Source organism: Sphaerotilus sp. (genome assembly GCF_031429695.1).
Lineage (GTDB): Bacteria > Pseudomonadota > Gammaproteobacteria > Burkholderiales > Burkholderiaceae_C > Sphaerotilus.
In genome coordinates this window covers 1-15,315 of sequence record NZ_JANPAB010000048.1, presented here as the reverse complement: position 1 = coordinate 15,315, position 15,315 = coordinate 1, and the positions used below count along the sequence as shown (strand labels likewise).

General features: G+C 67.2%; 13 protein-coding genes. 2 read left to right on the top strand and 11 right to left on the bottom strand.

All coding sequences use genetic code 11. The annotated features are described in order from the left end of the window. Positions 1-28 precede the first annotated feature (28 nt). The gene (locus RMP06_RS08325; RefSeq protein ID WP_310461306.1) at positions 29-1,159 is read left to right on the top strand and encodes a Gfo/Idh/MocA family protein; all 1,131 of its coding nucleotides are present in this window, start codon (positions 29-31) and stop codon (positions 1,157-1,159) included. After that, positions 1,156-2,166: an NAD-dependent epimerase/dehydratase family protein gene (locus tag RMP06_RS08320; RefSeq protein ID WP_310461305.1), complete on the top strand. Its 1,011-nt coding sequence runs from the start codon at positions 1,156-1,158 to the stop codon at positions 2,164-2,166. The genes RMP06_RS08325 and RMP06_RS08320 overlap by 4 nt, the downstream gene beginning before the upstream one ends. On the opposite strand, the gene RMP06_RS08315 is transcribed toward RMP06_RS08320, so the two are convergent. From RMP06_RS08315 to RMP06_RS08270, 11 genes are all read right to left on the bottom strand, one after another. After that, positions 2,123-2,392: a hypothetical protein gene (locus RMP06_RS08315; RefSeq protein WP_310461304.1), complete on the bottom strand. Its 270-nt coding sequence runs from the start codon at positions 2,390-2,392 to the stop codon at positions 2,123-2,125. The genes RMP06_RS08320 and RMP06_RS08315 overlap by 44 nt on opposite strands. Beyond that, positions 2,389-4,221: a ferrous iron transporter B gene (gene feoB, locus RMP06_RS08310; protein ID WP_310461303.1), complete on the bottom strand. Its 1,833-nt coding sequence runs from the start codon at positions 4,219-4,221 to the stop codon at positions 2,389-2,391. The genes RMP06_RS08315 and feoB overlap by 4 nt, the downstream gene beginning before the upstream one ends. Beyond that, positions 4,218-4,487, bottom strand: coding sequence for a FeoA family protein (locus RMP06_RS08305; RefSeq protein WP_310461302.1), 270 nt, complete (start codon positions 4,485-4,487; stop codon positions 4,218-4,220). The genes feoB and RMP06_RS08305 overlap by 4 nt, the downstream gene beginning before the upstream one ends. 165 nt (positions 4,488-4,652) lie before the next feature. Then, the gene (locus RMP06_RS21450; protein ID WP_409050123.1) at positions 4,653-5,096 is read right to left on the bottom strand and encodes a phage tail assembly chaperone; all 444 of its coding nucleotides are present in this window, start codon (positions 5,094-5,096) and stop codon (positions 4,653-4,655) included. Between the two features lie 3 nt (positions 5,097-5,099). Next, positions 5,100-9,167, bottom strand: coding sequence for a TipJ family phage tail tip protein (locus tag RMP06_RS08300; protein ID WP_310461301.1), 4,068 nt, complete (start codon positions 9,165-9,167; stop codon positions 5,100-5,102). After that, positions 9,164-9,754: a tail assembly protein gene (locus tag RMP06_RS08295; RefSeq protein WP_310461300.1), complete on the bottom strand. Its 591-nt coding sequence runs from the start codon at positions 9,752-9,754 to the stop codon at positions 9,164-9,166. Before RMP06_RS08295 ends, RMP06_RS08300 begins: the two co-directional genes overlap by 4 nt. Then, on the bottom strand, positions 9,751-10,554 hold the full coding sequence (locus tag RMP06_RS08290) for a C40 family peptidase (RefSeq protein WP_310461299.1): 804 nt from the start codon (positions 10,552-10,554) through the stop codon (positions 9,751-9,753). Before RMP06_RS08290 ends, RMP06_RS08295 begins: the two co-directional genes overlap by 4 nt. A 55-nt stretch (positions 10,555-10,609) precedes the next feature. Next, positions 10,610-11,320, bottom strand: coding sequence for a phage minor tail protein L (locus RMP06_RS08285; RefSeq protein ID WP_310461298.1), 711 nt, complete (start codon positions 11,318-11,320; stop codon positions 10,610-10,612). Positions 11,321-11,326: 6 nt separating this feature from the next. Then, positions 11,327-11,671 carry a phage tail protein gene (locus RMP06_RS08280; RefSeq protein ID WP_310461297.1) on the bottom strand — a complete coding sequence of 115 codons (345 nt, stop codon included), beginning with the start codon at positions 11,669-11,671 and terminating at the stop codon, positions 11,327-11,329. Between the two features lies 1 nt (position 11,672). Next, positions 11,673-14,921, bottom strand: coding sequence for a phage tail length tape measure family protein (locus RMP06_RS08275; RefSeq protein ID WP_310461296.1), 3,249 nt, complete (start codon positions 14,919-14,921; stop codon positions 11,673-11,675). Positions 14,922-14,937: 16 nt separating this feature from the next. Next, the gene (locus RMP06_RS08270) at positions 14,938-15,168 is read right to left on the bottom strand and encodes a hypothetical protein (protein ID WP_310461295.1); all 231 of its coding nucleotides are present in this window, start codon (positions 15,166-15,168) and stop codon (positions 14,938-14,940) included. Between the last annotated feature and the right edge of the window lie 147 nt (positions 15,169-15,315).

The following is a 15,315-nucleotide window of genomic DNA, read 5'->3' as shown; positions in this document are numbered from 1 at the left end:
CTTTGAAGCATCACCAGGAGTGCATACCGTGTTGAGGGTAGGAATCATCGGCTGCGGCAAGATTGCCGACGGCCATGTCGAGCAGATCCGCGCCATCGGGCGCGGCGAGGTGGTCGCCGTGTGCGACCGCGAAACCCTGATGGCGGAGCAACTGGCCGTGCGGATGAAGATCCCCGGCCGCTACGACGACGCGGCGGAGATGTTCGCCAAGGAAAAGCTCGACGTCGTCCACATCGCCACGCCGCCGGACTCGCACCTCTTCCTCGCGAAGATGGCCTTCGCCGCGGGCTGCCACGTGTTCATGGAAAAGCCGTTCGCGCTGACCGCAGCACAGACACGCGAGATCCTGGCGCTGGCCGCGCAGGCCGGGCGCAAGGCGGGGGTGAACTACCTCTACAACTACGAGACGCCGGGGCTGGAGCTGGAAGAACTGGTCAAGAAAGGGACGCTCGGCGAGATCGTCCACCTCGACACCAACTATGGCTACAACCTGGCCGGCGACTATGGCCTGGCCGTGATGACTGACCCGGGCCACTGGGTGCATCGCCTGCCGGGCAAGCTATTCCACAACGTGCTGGACCACGTGTTGGCCAAGGTCATCCCCTTCCTCGGCGACGAGATCGACACCCGCGTGCTGGCCTTCCGTCGCCGCGGCCCGACCGGCTCGGCCATCGTGGACGCGATGCCCGACGAACTGCGCTTCATCCTGCGCAGCGGCGGCGTCACCGTCAGCGGCAACGTCAGCGCCCACGGCCGCCCGGTACCGCACACGCTCAAGGTGGTCGGCACGAACGATTCGGTCGAACTCGACTACACCGCGCGCACGCTGATCCAGGCCTCGCGCTGGTCGGCGCCGAGCGCGCTGGGCCGCCAGTTCATGGCGTGGACCCAGGCAAAGCAGCTCGCCGCCAACGGCCGCCGTAACCTCACGCGCTTCCGCAAGTACGAGTTCCACTACTTCCAGTGCATGCGCGTGCTGCTGGACCGCTTCTACGACGCCGTCGAGGGCAAGGGGCCGGACCCGATCCCGCCCGAGCAGATCCTGCGGGTGTGCCGCGTGATCGACCAGATCGTCGTGGGCGTGGACGCCTGCATGGCCGAGCAGAACGGCACCAGCAACGGCCCCCGCAACGGCACCGTCCAGGAGATCGCCGCATGAAGATCCTCCTCACAGGCGCCGGCGGTTTCCTCGGCAAGCAGATCGCCCGCAGCCTCTTGATGCAAGGTCAGTTCGACCTGCGGCTGCACTTCCGCAACAAGGCCCCGGCCGGTTTCATCGAGTCGCTGGTCAAGGAGTTCCCGCAAGCGCAGGTTGAAACCGCCGCCGCCAACCTGCTCGCGCGCGGCTCGTTCGACGCGATGTTGCAAGGTGTGGACTGCGTGATCCACGCCGCTGCCGGCATGAAGGGCGCGGCAGCCGACATGTTCGCCAACACCGTCATGGGCAGCCGCAACGTCTTCGAGGCCTGCGGCAAGGCGGGGATCCAGCGCATCACGCTGATCAGCTCGTTCGCGGTCTACAAGACCGATGGCATGAAGCCGGGCGACATGCTGGGCGAAGACACCCCGATCGAGCCGATCGGCGTGGACAAGGGCCCCTACGGCTACGCCAAGACGCGCCAGGAACACATGTTCATGGACTACGCGAAGCAGTACGGCTTCGAGACGGTGGTGCTGCGCCCGGGCGTGATCTACGGGCCGGGCGGCGGGGCACTGTCGCCGCGGGTCGGGCTGAAGGCACTGGGGCTGTTCGCGAGCCTGGGCAACGGCGCGCTGCTGCCGCTGACCTATGTCGAGAACTGCGCCGATGCGGTGGCGCGGGCGGCGGTGCATGCGCCGGGCGGCAGTGCCTTCGCCGTCACCGACGACAACATCCCCACCTGCCGCCAGTACCTCGACGGCTACCTGAAGCACGTGCAGCAGATGCGCGTCATCCCGCTGTCGTTCGGGGTGTTCCTGTGGATGTCGAAGCGGCTGGTGGCGTACAACCAGAAGTCCAAGGGCCAGATGCCCGCGGTCTTCACGCCTTACGTCGTTCGGTCGATGTACACGCCGATCCGCTACAGCAACGAGGGCCTCAAGCGCATCGGCTGGACCCAGCGCGTGCCGACCCCCGAAGGGCTCAGCCGGACCTACGCCTGGTTGAAGGCGCAGCCACCACGCTGACGCTGATCGTCTGCGCCGGGCTGCCGCAGGCGCTGGCGGCACCCGGTGAGGCGCTGCACCCGCCGCAGCCGCTGCCACACCCGCCCGAAGACGCGGCGACCGCGTGGCGCCCAAGCTTCAGCTTGAGCACCCGCGTGGCGGTGTGCCACAAGGCCCAGCCGCAGGCGGCGGCGATCACGGTGGTTTCGAACACCCCGTAGAGCGTCAGCGGGATCAGCGTGCTCATGTCAGGGCCTTGGCAACGTGGAAGGTCAGGAAGGCCGCGCCGTAGGCCAGCGCGGTCAGGTAGGCCGCCGACAGCCACATCGTGCGCACCGAATTGGTCTCGCGGCGGATGACGGCCAGCGTCGAGATGCACTGCGGCGCAAACACGAACCACGCCAGCAGCGACAGCGCCGTCGGCAGTCCCCACTGCGCGCCGATCAGGCCGGCGAGCTGCTGGGTGGCGGCCTCGCTGGTATCGGACAGCGCATACACGGTGGCCAGTGCCCCGACCACGACCTCGCGCGCTGCCATGCCCGGCACCAGCGCGATGCAGATCTGCCAGTTGAAACCGAGCGGCGCGAACACGAACTCCAGCGCGTGGCCAATCATGCCGGCAAAGCTGTAGCCGATCGCGGCGCCAGTGGCGCCTTCCGGCGGCGCCGGAAAGCTGCCCAGCCCCCACAGCAGCACGGTCAGCGACAGGATGATCGTGCCGACGCGGCGGATGAAGATGCGCGCCCGCTCCAGCAGCCCGATCGCCAGGTCGCGCGGATTCGGCAGCCGGTAGGCGGGCAGCTCCAGCAGCAGCGGCTGTTCGGTGTCGCCCTGCACCGAGAACCAGCGCTTGAGCACCATCGACACCCCCACCGCGCTGACAATGCCCGCGACATACAGCGTGAACAGCACCAGCCCCTGCAGATTGAACACCCCCCCCACGGTCGTGTCGGGAATGAAGGCGCCGATCAGCAACGCATACACCGGCAGCCGTGCCGAGCAGGTCATCAGCGGCGCCACGAGGATGGTGATGAGGCGGTCGCGCGGATGCTGGATGCTGCGCGTGGCCATGATGCCCGGCACCGCACAGGCGAAGCTCGACAGCAGCGGGATGAACGAGCGCCCCGACAACCCCGCTCCCACCATGACCCGGTCCAGCAGGAAGGCCGCGCGCGGCAGGTAACCCGATTCCTCCAGCGCGAGGATGAACAGGAACAGGATCAGGATCTGCGGCAGGAACACCAGCACGCCGCCCGCCCCGGCGATCACGCCATCCGTCAGCAGGCCGCGCAGCGGCCCTTCCGGCATCAAGCCGTTGACCAATGCGGTGAGCCAGGCCATGCCCACCTTGATGCCTTCCATCAGCGGCGCAGCCCATGAAAACACCGCCTGGAACATCAGCAGCAGCAGCGCCGCCAGCACCAGCGGACCCCAGACCGGGTGCAGCAGCACGGCGTCCAGCCGCTCGTCGCGCAGGCTCACCGTGTCGCTGAAGGTGACGGTCTGCGCGAGCAGGCGCGCGGTCTCGGCGTGCAGATTGGCGGGGGTGGCCACTGTTGGCGCGGGCGGCACACCGCGGTCCAGCAGCTCGACCAGCGCCTGCGCCCCGTCCTGCTGCACGGCGATCGCCTCGACCACCGGCACCCCCAGTTCCCGGCTCAGCGCAGCACGGTCGATCTGCATGCCCAGGCGGCGCGCCTCGTCCATCATGTTGAGCACCAGCACCATTGGCCGGCCCAGCGCCCGCACCTCCAGCGCAAAGCGCAGGTGCAGCCGCAGGTTGGTGGCCGAGACCACGGCGATCAGCACATCCGGCAGCGGTTCGCTGGCCAGTTCGCCCAGACACACCGCGCGGGTCACGGCCTCGTCCGGGCTCTTGGGCTGCAGGCTGTAGGCACCGGGCAGATCAAGAAGGCGGAACTTGCGGCCGGACGGCGCGGTGAAGCGGCCTTCCTTGCGCTCGACGGTGACGCCGGCGTAGTTGGCCACCTTCTGGCGGCTGCCAGTCAGGCGATTGAACAGGGCGGTCTTGCCGCAGTTGGGGCTGCCGACCAGCGCGAGATGGGCTGTGTTCATGGTTGCACCGAGGGGGCGTTGAGCATGACCCGCTCGGCCTCGGCCCGGCGCAGCGCGAACCGGGTGAAACCGAGCTGCACGGCGATCGGTTCAGCGCCGAGCGGCCCGTGGGCGACCACCCGCACCCGCTCGCCTGGCACGAACCCCAGTTCCTCCAGCCGCTGGGCGATCGGGTCATCGGCCGAGCGCGGCACCACGGCCGCGATGCAGGCGCTGACCCGCAGGGGCAGATCGCGCAGGGACAAAAGGATGGGGGCTTGCGTCATGTCGATAATTCTAAACAAGAATCGTTTTCAATACGATATGGAGCCCCCCCGCAAATGCCCTGCTGACGCGCCGCGAGAAAAATCGGACGCCCAGTTGAGATAAATGAGCACAGGCAGCATTTGCAGCCACTGCAAGAAAATTCCACTCAGTGAAACTTCAGGCCATCAAGGCATCAGAGGCTTCTGAGGCCACTCGATAGGACCAGAGGGGTCATCGACAGACGCGGGGAGATCACGCAGCGCCTGTCGATAGCTCCGCAGCGGCTCAGGCAGCAGCCCCTCAAGGGCACGAACCGCAAGCAGATCCGACTCCGCCAGGCACTCATTCCGACGCGACCGCAGCGCAGCGAGTGCGTCAGCCTGGATCTCATCGGCAGTCCGTGGGTCATGCCACGCCTTCGAAACGGGATCCCACTCCTGCAGGCCAACCGGGCGGGGGGGCTTGAGAACCCACTCAAGCGCCCCGGAATCCCACCAGGCATCGACCGACGGGGCCGGGACGATCAGGAGCGCGTTGCCAGGGGCGACTGACTGGAGCAGTCGCTCATAGCTGCTGCCGGATCGCAGGCAGATGATCTCGCCGCTCGGGTCGACTTCTGGGAAGTCCATGCTTCACCTCTTCAGGCACTGGATTGAGATGACGGTACCCGCAGTCGCCGTGACCTGCTGTGAGCCACTGGTGTGCTCGGCGCGGATGAATGCAGTGACGAGGCCCGACAGAACCCCAGTCCAGCGGATCACAGCCGATCCAATCACGAATCCACCCTGACCAGATTGCCCTTTGACAGGGACGGAGTACGCAACCACAGCCCCGTTGATGACCAGTACCAGCCGGCCAACTGTTGCTGGGTTCGACGAGTTCGGCTCACCATCCACTGTGATGCCACCGATCACATCGACCAGCACAGCGCCGGCAGCCATCGCCAAAACCGACGATGAATTGCTTCCAATTGCCAGCGGGGATGGCAAAGAAACGGCCGCGCTCTCGGTGATTGCGTTCGCAGCGATGTACGACTGTGCAGATGCCTCGGTAATCTGCCCCCCAACATTGACCCCGAACGCTGCCCCGACCGTCGCCCCATCCTCCGGCTTGCCTGCCCCGCTCACCGCTGACCACGTTGCCCGCTTGCTCGTTTCCTCAGCAATGCGGATGCCCAGCGCGTTCCGGGCGCCATAGGCAGCAGCCCAACGGTTACGGAACACCGCGGCATCGATCGGCGTGGTTGTAGTCGTGTCATCCCAGGCCGGCGACAGGCTCACCAGGTATGCCGCCAGCGATGCCTTGGCTGTCAGTGCTGCATCACGCTCCGTGACGATGCTGAAGCCATTCGCCTGAGCGACCAGCCCAGGGAAGCTCTCGTCCAGCTCTCGCCACGACAGGATCAGCGCCGACTTCTCGGCCCCGGTGAGCTTTGCATCGGCCGAGATGTCACTGATGCGTCCATTGGCCTCGTCCAGTCCCTGCTTCGTCACCGCGGCAATGCGATTGCGCAGCGTATCGCGCGCCAGGCGCGCTGCGACCCATCGGGTCCGCCAGACGGCTGGATCGATCGGCGTCGTGGCAGTCATGTCACTCCAGCCTGGCACCAGACCGACCAGGTAGTTCGCCAGGTTGCTGACCTCCGCATCGTAGGAGCTGCGCTCGATGAGGATCCCGTACCTGCTGGCCTCGGTCAGCAACCCTGAGCGCTCGCCATCGAGCGACTGCCATTCCGTGATCGCTGCGGACTTTTCCAGCGGCGTCAGCTTGCCGTCGCTGGCCATGTCGTTCAGCTCGCGTGCCACGTCCTCGGCCAGCTTGGTGCCGACCCTGGTCCCTGCCGGCGCCCCCAGCGTGGCATCCAGATCCCCGACATACCCGATCTGCCGCGCACTCGTCGGTGCGCCTGGGGTGTAGGGAGGGATCTCGGCGTACTCGCTGGCGATGCGTGCGATCTGCGGGTGCAGACCCCATCCATAGGAGTCCAAAGCTCCAGCGAAGGTATTGCCCTTGACCAGGATCAGCCGCATGGTCGCCGTACCAGCAGGCGCCTGCGTCACCACACTCAACCGGCGCCACCCGTCCAGAGATGAGCCCCCGCGGTCGACATCGGCCGGCTGCAGCCAGACCACCCCGCCACCCGGCACCGGCGCGCCAGTCACCGTCTTGTATTCGGCCACCAGCCCGAATAGGCACCGATGCGCGGCGACCATGGCGACCATGCATGTCCACTCGCCCACCTCGACCGGAATGAGCGCCTCGGTGTACGCGCCCCCGAAGATCGTCTGGTCTGTTGCCGTAACCACCCGACCGAGCTGGTGCATCACGATGGCATCGCACCCGGGAGGAATCCAGGTGCCCGACCCATCGCGGGCTCGCTCCGTCCCAGCAAAGTCCAGCGGCTGGCCAGCAATCCACGGCGCCAGCACCCAACCAGCAGTCGACTTGCTTGCGAACTCGCTGTTCGCGATCAGGTTGCCGGACTCGCCACCCCATGGCGTGCGTGCATCTCCGGCTACTTGCAGCGCGCCATCCAGTGTCGTGCCTCCTTCGACCCCCAGCGGGTTCACCGTCCGCACCGACACCTCCAGCGCGCCTGGCGTCATGTTGTCCAGGTCCACGGACTGGCCACCTGTCAGCGGCAGCGCCGTCCACGGACCGGACGACATGCGCCAGCTCACGCGGTAGTGCAGCCCGGGCGCAGGGGGGATCCATCCGACCGTCACGCGGGAGTACGCCACCCCAGCGACGCGGTACACCGTTTCACGCAATGAAAGTGGCCCGATTGCCACCGGTGCATCCTCGCGCATCCGGCTGACCGGTTTTTCATCGAACTTCAGACCCAGCTCGATCCAGTCGTACTTGCCAGACTGGTGCGCCACGCCGGCCAGGTCGTAGGTGCCCGGCGTCTTGCCCTCGGCGACCCGGATGCAGCGCCAGGCAGTTGGCGCAACCGCCGAGCTTTCGAGCACCCAGACCGACTGGGCAGGCGGCACCACATCCAGCGCCGACAAAAGCGACACCAGTGACGCTTTTCCAGCTCCCGTGGACACCGGCCGCGACATCGAGCGCAGGCCCATCACCTGTGTCGTGTCCGGCACCATGACGTGCAGCGTGTACGACTCACCAGCCCGCAGCGTCACCTCCCGGTCGAGCGTCACCTGGGTGGCTGTGGCCGCCTTGACCAGGCCACCCAACTGCTCGCCGGAGACACTCGGATCCGCGACCTGGAACACGCGGCCCAGCGGCACGGCTGCACCGATCGACCCGACCGAAAAGGAGACGGTTTCCCCCTCTTTCGCCTCGGTGTAGAGCGCCCACTTGCCCAGCCGAATGGCCTGTCCCCTGGAGCAGCAACCGATCGGCGACAGCTCCATGTTCTCGACGCCGTACTTCGCGACCAGGTCCGGATCGGAAACGAATTCCGGCTCCAGCTTGTACTGGTTGTCTGGGTTGTTCCACCAGACCACGCAGCCCGACTTCTTGACCCCGCGCGAACTGCCCTCGTACCGAAAGGCCCCGCCGACGACGTTGGCGGCCGTGAACAGGCTGTAGGCATCGCTCGGGGCATCCTGCTGCACCTGGAACGCGCTGCCGCCGTAGCTCAGCATCCCCCGGAAGATGGCCGCCATGTCCTGCAGCACCTTGTAGGCCTCGTCGGGCCGCTGCAGATAGAGGTTGGCCGTGAAGCGCGGCTCCATGCCGCCACGGCCATCCGGCACGCCGACGAACTGCCCGGCCGCGTTGACCGCGTCGCAGTAGCGCGCGATGTTGTACAGCTCCCACTTGTTGAACTTGCTCGCCGCGATGCGCCGGCCGAGCCCGTAGCGCGTGTGGGTCGCCAGATCGAAGTAGACCCACGCCGGGTTGTTGCTGTACGCCAGCTTGAACACGCCGTTCCATGTGCCGGAGTAGGTCCGGGTGGTCGGGTCGTAGTTGCTGGGCACCTGGATGATGCGGCCGCGGAGGCGGTAGGACCGCACTGGGATGCGCTGGTGGTGCTCGGCATCGACCCGCAAACCGCACAGCGCCGAGTTCGGGTAGCGCAGCTTGGCGGTGTTGATCAGCGTGTAGCTGTCGAACCAGGTCTCGTTGCGCAGCGTCACCGACGCCGAGTCGGCCGTCAGGCGGCGCATGCGGATGTCCCACGGCCCGGCGCCGACCAGGTCGATCAGCACCGACACCTGGTAGCGCGTCGTCGTCTTGCCATCGACCGTGCGGCTCCAGCGCTCGACGAATCCGCCGGCGCTGCTTTGCACATCGATCGCGAACTGGACGATGGTGCCCAGCAGATCGCCCGACGCTGTGGACTGCTGCGACAGCTCCGGGATACCCACGGTCACCCGCACCCGATTGGCCGCCCCCGCCGGGACTGACCGCACGACCGGCACACCGGCACGCGCCCGGATGCCGACAGCCACTTCGCTCTGCGCCGTGTCGAATCCGCTCAGCGCCGTCTGGCCCTGGCCTCCAACGGTCGAGACGAAGCTGTCGACGGTGAAGTTGCGGGTGCCGTCGGCATTCTCGATCGGCACGCCGTCCAGGAAGACCGACTTCAAGCCGTCAACCAGGCCGGCAATCTCTCCTTCGGAGACGAGGTCCAGCACCTCGGCCCACTGCTTCGAGCGCAGCGTGTCCTTGGACTCGGTCGGTGCGCGGCTGCCGCCCTTCTTGGCACCCTGGACGACGAGCGCGCTCATACGGCGATGTCCGCCGTGCGGATGCCGCCGCTGATGACGACCGAGCCGACGATCATCTCGCCGTACAGCACGGGCACGCAGCCGCCCTCGGCATCCACGTTCGCCGCGCCGTTGAAGCTGTAGCTCGCGCTGTTCTTGTCTTTCTCGGTGCCATCTGCGCCGCGTTGGGGGCTCAGCATCTGGATCACACCACCGAGCATCATCATCAGACCGATATCGACCGCCTTCACTGCTGTAGCGCCGTCTTGCGTCATGCCGGCATAGACCAGCCCACCAATAACCAGCACCGCTCCGACGATCGTCTGCCCCAGCCCCTGACGCTTTGCCCCCTCGACCACCGGCACGATGCGGATCACCTCAGCCGTGCCCACCGGCTGCGCCAGCTCCGTCTCGGCCAGGTTCGCTCGCCCCGCCCAGACCTTGTAGCCCGGCGTGCTGTGCAGCAGCAGGTGGCGCTCGAACCCATCAAGCACCGCGCACAGCGCCCGCACCGCCTCGGCGGCCGACTCGACGGCCAGGTGATGCACCCGCCCGAAGGTCTTCCCCAGGCGACCATAGAGCCGCACCTCGCGGAGGATCTGCGTCATGCCGCGCCCCCGGCTGCGCCGACATCGAGCAGCGATCGGTGGCGCAGCACGGCGGTGGTGTGGCGGTCCCAGTAGCCGCCCCACACGTCGCGGCCCGACAGGCGGCCGTACAGGTGGTGCAGGATCGTGCCATCGCCGGCGAACACCGCGGCGTGGTTGTCGCAGCGTGCGCCGACCTGCATCAGCAGCACGTCGTGCTGGCGCGGTGCCTCGTTGACCATGACGAAGCCGGCCTCGGCGTAACCATCGCGGTAGAGGTCCGCGTGGTCTGCACCCTCCCACCATGCGTCGGCGCGCTCGAAGTCGGGCAGCTCGATGCCCAGCGTCTGGGCGTAGTAGTCGCGGATGAGCGTGTAGCAGTCCAGCACGCCGTGGTGAAACTGCCGGCCGACCAGCGGCGCCACGAACCCGGTCGGGTGCGTCACGGTCACCGCCTCGCTCGGGTAGCCCACGATCACCCAGGTCAGGCCCGTGCGCTCGCACATGACCATGTCGGCCATGGATGGGTTCGCGCAGGCGTCCGGATGGCTGTGCACCACGGCCAGCACCTGCCCGAGGTCTTCGGCTTCCGCCCAGTCCTCATGATGGATTCGGAAGCGGCCGCGCTCATCCGTAGTGCCGGCGTACTCGTTGCGCACAGGGATGTAAGACGCAGCGTGGTGCGCCTCCCAGTACTGGATGATCAGGCCGCAGCATTCGGCCGGATACGTACTGGCTGCGTGCTCAATCAGATCGGTGCGGACCTGGGCAAGCTGGCCGTCGGTGAGAGTGGGCTGTGGGGTAGAGGTGGTGGGCAGCATGCGGCGGATATTCCGCGCGCGGGCGAGGCACCTCTAGGGGAACTGATTCAGCGGATCAGACCTGCCGCAGCAGCCCCGCACCCGGGAATCCACCGAACGGCATGCCGTCCGGAGACGCCCCGAATCGGTACTTGCACCCGGCCAGGCTCAGGCTGCAGCGGTCCTCGGCGGCCAGCGCCGTCGGTGTGTCGTCCGACTTGGCCACCGGCCCGCCGGTGTAGCCGCACTCGGCGGACCGATACACCCAGCCACAGCGCCGCGACAGGATCTGGCGCGCGGGCAGCTTGAAACCTGCGGCATCTGCGGGGCTGGCCAACTCGTAGACACACAGCTTGTTGTCCTGGCTGGCCTTGCGATCGACGATCCACTCGTCATCGGCATAGCCGGCGAGCGGGTCTGCCGTCGGGTTGACACTGCTGGGGAAATTGACCGCATCCAGGAAGCGCGCCAGCGTCCGCCGGCGGACGAACTTGGCGCCCTCCATGTTGCTGTACTGGCGGTTGAGCAGCCCCATCACGCCCAGCACGTTGCTGACGCGCACGCTCGGCCGGGCGAGTGGACCGGTGCCGGACTGTTCGAACCCGTCGGCCTCGATGGGGAACGGTGTGTAGGTCAGGCCCTGCCAGACGATGGCGGCGCTGAGCCCGTTGAGCTGTGGTGCGAAGCGGTGCAGCGCGCCGCCGATGGGGCGGGCATCGATCTCGAAGAGGGTGACGATGGCCGAGTGCGAGAGCTTGGCGAGTTCGGCGGCGACGGAGGCGGTCATGGCAGGTCAGGGCTGGTAGTCGCGCTCGAAGCGGGCGCTGATGTCGGACAGGCCGAGCACGTCGGGTAGCGTGCGGGACCACTGCCTGCAGATGTAGAGCGCCGGCGCCGTGCTGCGTGGCGGCGTCCAGTTGAATGCGATCCAGCCGCCGTGGGTCTTGAAGAATGCGACGATCTCATCGCCCGCCGTCGGGTAGACACCGCTGAAGCGCATGTCCCAGTTGTCGGGCATGTTGTTGATGCCATCGGGCGAGCGCTGGGCGTAGCCGTCGCCCATGCGCACCGTGATCACCTTGGGCTCCACCTGCACCTGCGTGCCGCTGGACTCCGCCCAGTCGAAGGTCAGCGCCATCTCATTTCCCCTTCCAGAGGATGCCGCCCGGGCGCGACTGCTTGGTCGCCCAGGTGTTGATCGACATCTCGACCATGCCGCCGAGATCGCGCGCGGCGTCCGATTGGTCAGTCGTGCTGCCCTCGGCGCCGGAGACGCTGATGCTGATGCTGACCGGGCCCATTGAGCGGGTTGCGCTGGTGCCATTGCGGGTGTGGCGCGGGTCGTCGGCGGTGAGCACCTCTTCGCCAGCCATCAGGACCGCGGGCACTTCGTTGGGCTTCAGGCCCGCGATGCCGCCCGTGTGGTACCGCGGCGCGAACGACCACATCTCGGCAGGGAAGGAGCCTGTGCGGCCACCGCCACCGCCGACGACACCGCCCTCGTGGAAGAAGCTGCCGAGCCAGGAGGCTGCTGTCGACACGAGTCCAGCGCCACTTCCGCCGCTGCCCTTGCCGCCGAGCATGCCGTCCAGACCATCCAGCATGCTGCCCATGAGCTTCTCGCCCATGCGCTTGCTGATCAGGTCGAGCATCGACTTCGCGAAGCCGCTCACCATGTCGCGCAGCGCATCACCGGCCGTTTTCGCGCCCGAGGTCACGTCGCGGAAAAAGTTGCTGAACGCTGCCTGCCCGCTGGTCTTGAGCGTGGTCTCGATCTCGGTCTTCTTGAGCGCGATCTCCTTGACCTGCTGGCCCGCAGCGTTGGCGTCGTTCTTCTCGCCCGCGGTCTGGGCCAGCTCGCGCTGCTTGTCCACCAGCGCCTGGAGCTGGGGCAGTGCCTTTGCACGGGCTGCAAACTTCTTGCGCTCCGCATCCACCGTGTTCAGCTCGCCGGCTGAAACGATCTGGTCAATCTCGGCCTCAGCCTGCTGCAACGACGCGAGCAGTTCCTGGTACTGAGCCTTGTAGCTGTCGAGCTTGCCGGCGCGGCCCAGCTCGTCGATCTGCTGGCCAGCCTGCTCGGTCAGCTCCTTGAGCTGCCGCTTCAACTCAGCCCTGGATCCTGCCGCAGTGCTTGGGACGAGTCCGATCTGTACCTGGACGCTCGACTGCTCTCCTTTCAGCTCGTCAAGTTGCTTTTGTAATGCGGCCCTTCCGGCCTTGTCGCTCTTCGGCAGGAATCCGATCTTCAGCTCCAGATCGCGCTGCTCCCTGCCAATCTCATTGAGCCGCTGCTCGAACTTTTCCTTGTCCGGGATCAGATCGATAGCCAGCTTCAGATCGCGCTCCTGGTCGCCGAACTGGCGGCGGATGGAAACCGTCCGGGCTTGGGCTTCCGCCTCGGCACGCTCGGCCGGGTTCTGCTTGCGGATCGCCGCCGTGCCTTGGTTGACCTCGGCGTAGCTGCGGACTTGATCCGCTGCCGCTTTCCAGGCTGCGGCCCATTGCTGCGCCCGGTCGCGGGCTGTCTGCAGTGCGTCGGCAGTGACGATGTTCTGACCGTCGGCCACAGCCTTCCGGATCGACACCTGCACGCCCGTGAGCTGCGCGTCGAGCTGGGCGAGCGCGGCCCGCTTGGCAATCCCATCCTCGGGCTTCTCTTCGACGCGCCGCTCTTCGATTCCACGCTGGCGCTTCAGCGCCGCTTCCTGGGCGCTAAGCCGGCTCTGCTCAACCTCGTTGAGCGCGCTGGCATACGCCTGCACCGACAACAGCCCCTTGGCATTGGAGGCATCGGCGACCGATGCCCGCCGCTGTGCGTCTGCCTGCGCTTCGGCCAGGAGCTTCTGCGACCCCGCTATCTCGACCTGCAGGAGCGCATCCTGGTACTGCTTCGACGCCTTGTAGATCTGGTCCCGCGTCACCTGCGCCGCGATGGACTTCTCGGTCGCCCGCATCGCATCGCTGTTGCTGACGCTGCGCGCATTGCCGAGGTCCGTCTCTGCCTCGGACTGCACCTCTGCCGCGAATCGATCCCCAGTCACGCCGTAGCGCGTGACACCACGCCGCGGGGCGGTGTCGGGGTTGTCGCGCATCCGTGCAGCGCGGGCCTCCAGCCCCTTGAGCCGCTCCTCGGCGGTCTCCTCTCGCCCGATGCCCTTGAGCTTGTCCCAGACGCCGGAGAGCGCCGCGCCGACCGCCATCCAGCCGCGCTCCAGCGAGCCCAGCGCCGGCACCGAACGCTGCTCCATCGCGCTGGCCAGCGCGTCCATGCTGACGCGCATGGCCTCCTGCGTGCGGCCCTGGGCTTCCAGGCTGCGGATGTACTTGTACTGGTCCTCGCTCAGGTGGTTGTACGTATCGTTGTGCTGCGCGGCCCAGGCGGCGATGCCACCCTTCATGCCGGCGAAGTCCTTGACGATCTCGTCAGTCGATGCCCCGGTCAGTTTCTGCACTGCCGTTACCGCGCGCCCCGCCGAGGCCATCGAGCTACCGACGAACGTGCCACTGTCCACCAGGGCCTGCATCGTCTCGCGCACCTTGCCGACCGCCATGCCTTGCGACTCGGCAATCGACGTGCCCATGGCGATGACCTGACCCTTGGTGACACCCGCCGCACCGCCAGTCAGCACCAGGCTCTTGGTGAGCTTCGTCGACTCCTCATGGCCCTGCAGCGCGGCCATGGCCACCACGACCAGCCCTGCCGCCAGTCCGGTCGACGCGACCCGCAGCGGCGTGATGATGCTGCCCAGCGCCTTCAGCGCATTGCCGACGCCACCGAAGGAGCTGGTGATCTGCGGTGCCTGCTGCATCAACACCATCAGCGGGTTCATTCCGCCAGCGAGGCTCACCGCCACGTCCTGCATCTGCATCGGCAGTTGCTGCCATGCCTGCGCCGTCTGCCCGGCGCTGATCTGGCCGGCCTTGCCGTGTTTTTCCAGCGCGGCGATCGACGCCTCGGCCTGCTGCGCCACCCCCATCTGCGCGGCTCGATAGCGCAACACCTCGCCGGTTGACTTGCCGTACAAGTCGGCAGACTCGCGCAACTGCTGCAGGAATCGCTCCTGCGCGCCCGTCATCCCGCTGGCTGCGGCCGTGGCCTGCTGGGTGGATTGCGCCTGGCGCTGGGCGGCGGCGGCAGCCGCGTTGCCGGCTGCAGTAGAGGCAGCGCCGGCCTGCTGATGCTCGGTGCCGAGATGGTCGGCCGCCTGTGCCGCCTTGTCGGTGGCCGCTGCTGCAGCCGCCTGCCCGGCAGCCGCCTGAGTCCCGGACGCCCCAGCCGCTGCTCCCGCTTGCTGGTACGCCTGCTTGACCGCCTCGGCGCCGTGCACCGCGTTGTCGGTGTCGGCGGTGAGGACAATCTTGCCTTCGATGGGACGGGTGGCCATGGCGCTCGGGGGTCAGTCAGTCGGGGGTGGACAGGGTCTTGAGCAGGCTCTGGCGCAGCTCGTCAGAGAACGCCGAGGCGGCGATCAGCACCTGCAGTCGCTGCTCCTGTCGCTCGCGGCGCCAGGCGCGCCGCAGATAGCCCGTGAACTGGGCCATCGTGTAGTTCAGGACGTCGTCGTGTCGATGTCCACCGGCAACGAGCTGCTCGAAGGCGTCGGCCCAGAACGCGCTGCTGCGGTGTTCCACGGCAGCCCGTCGCGGGGGGCCCGCACGGGTGTGAGGGGGGGGGGGGCGGGGTGCAATTGTGGGGTGACCGCTACGACCGAGATATGGTGGACATCTTCGCATTGCAGGACGAGGTGACACGGACGATGCATCACGAGGTGGCGCATC

Excerpts from the sequence above, each read along its gene's own strand:
- RMP06_RS08285 (WP_310461298.1), bottom strand. The coding sequence starts at position 11,320 with ATGACCGCCTCCGTCGCCGCCGAACTCGCCAAGCTCTCGCACTCGGCC.
- RMP06_RS08275 (WP_310461296.1), bottom strand. The coding sequence starts at position 14,921 with ATGGCCACCCGTCCCATCGAAGGCAAGATTGTCCTCACCGCCGACACC.
- RMP06_RS08290 (WP_310461299.1), bottom strand. The coding sequence starts at position 10,554 with ATGCTGCCCACCACCTCTACCCCACAGCCCACTCTCACCGACGGCCAG.
- RMP06_RS08315 (WP_310461304.1), bottom strand. The coding sequence starts at position 2,392 with ATGAGCACGCTGATCCCGCTGACGCTCTACGGGGTGTTCGAAACCACC.
- RMP06_RS08300 (WP_310461301.1), bottom strand. The coding sequence starts at position 9,167 with ATGAGCGCGCTCGTCGTCCAGGGTGCCAAGAAGGGCGGCAGCCGCGCA.
- RMP06_RS08320 (WP_310461305.1), top strand. The coding sequence starts at position 1,156 with ATGAAGATCCTCCTCACAGGCGCCGGCGGTTTCCTCGGCAAGCAGATC.
- RMP06_RS08295 (WP_310461300.1), bottom strand. The coding sequence starts at position 9,754 with ATGACGCAGATCCTCCGCGAGGTGCGGCTCTATGGTCGCCTGGGGAAG.
- feoB (WP_310461303.1), bottom strand. The coding sequence starts at position 4,221 with ATGAACACAGCCCATCTCGCGCTGGTCGGCAGCCCCAACTGCGGCAAG.
- RMP06_RS08305 (WP_310461302.1), bottom strand. The coding sequence starts at position 4,487 with ATGACGCAAGCCCCCATCCTTTTGTCCCTGCGCGATCTGCCCCTGCGG.
- RMP06_RS08280 (WP_310461297.1), bottom strand. The coding sequence starts at position 11,671 with ATGGCGCTGACCTTCGACTGGGCGGAGTCCAGCGGCACGCAGGTGCAG.
- RMP06_RS21450 (WP_409050123.1), bottom strand. The coding sequence starts at position 5,096 with ATGGACTTCCCAGAAGTCGACCCGAGCGGCGAGATCATCTGCCTGCGA.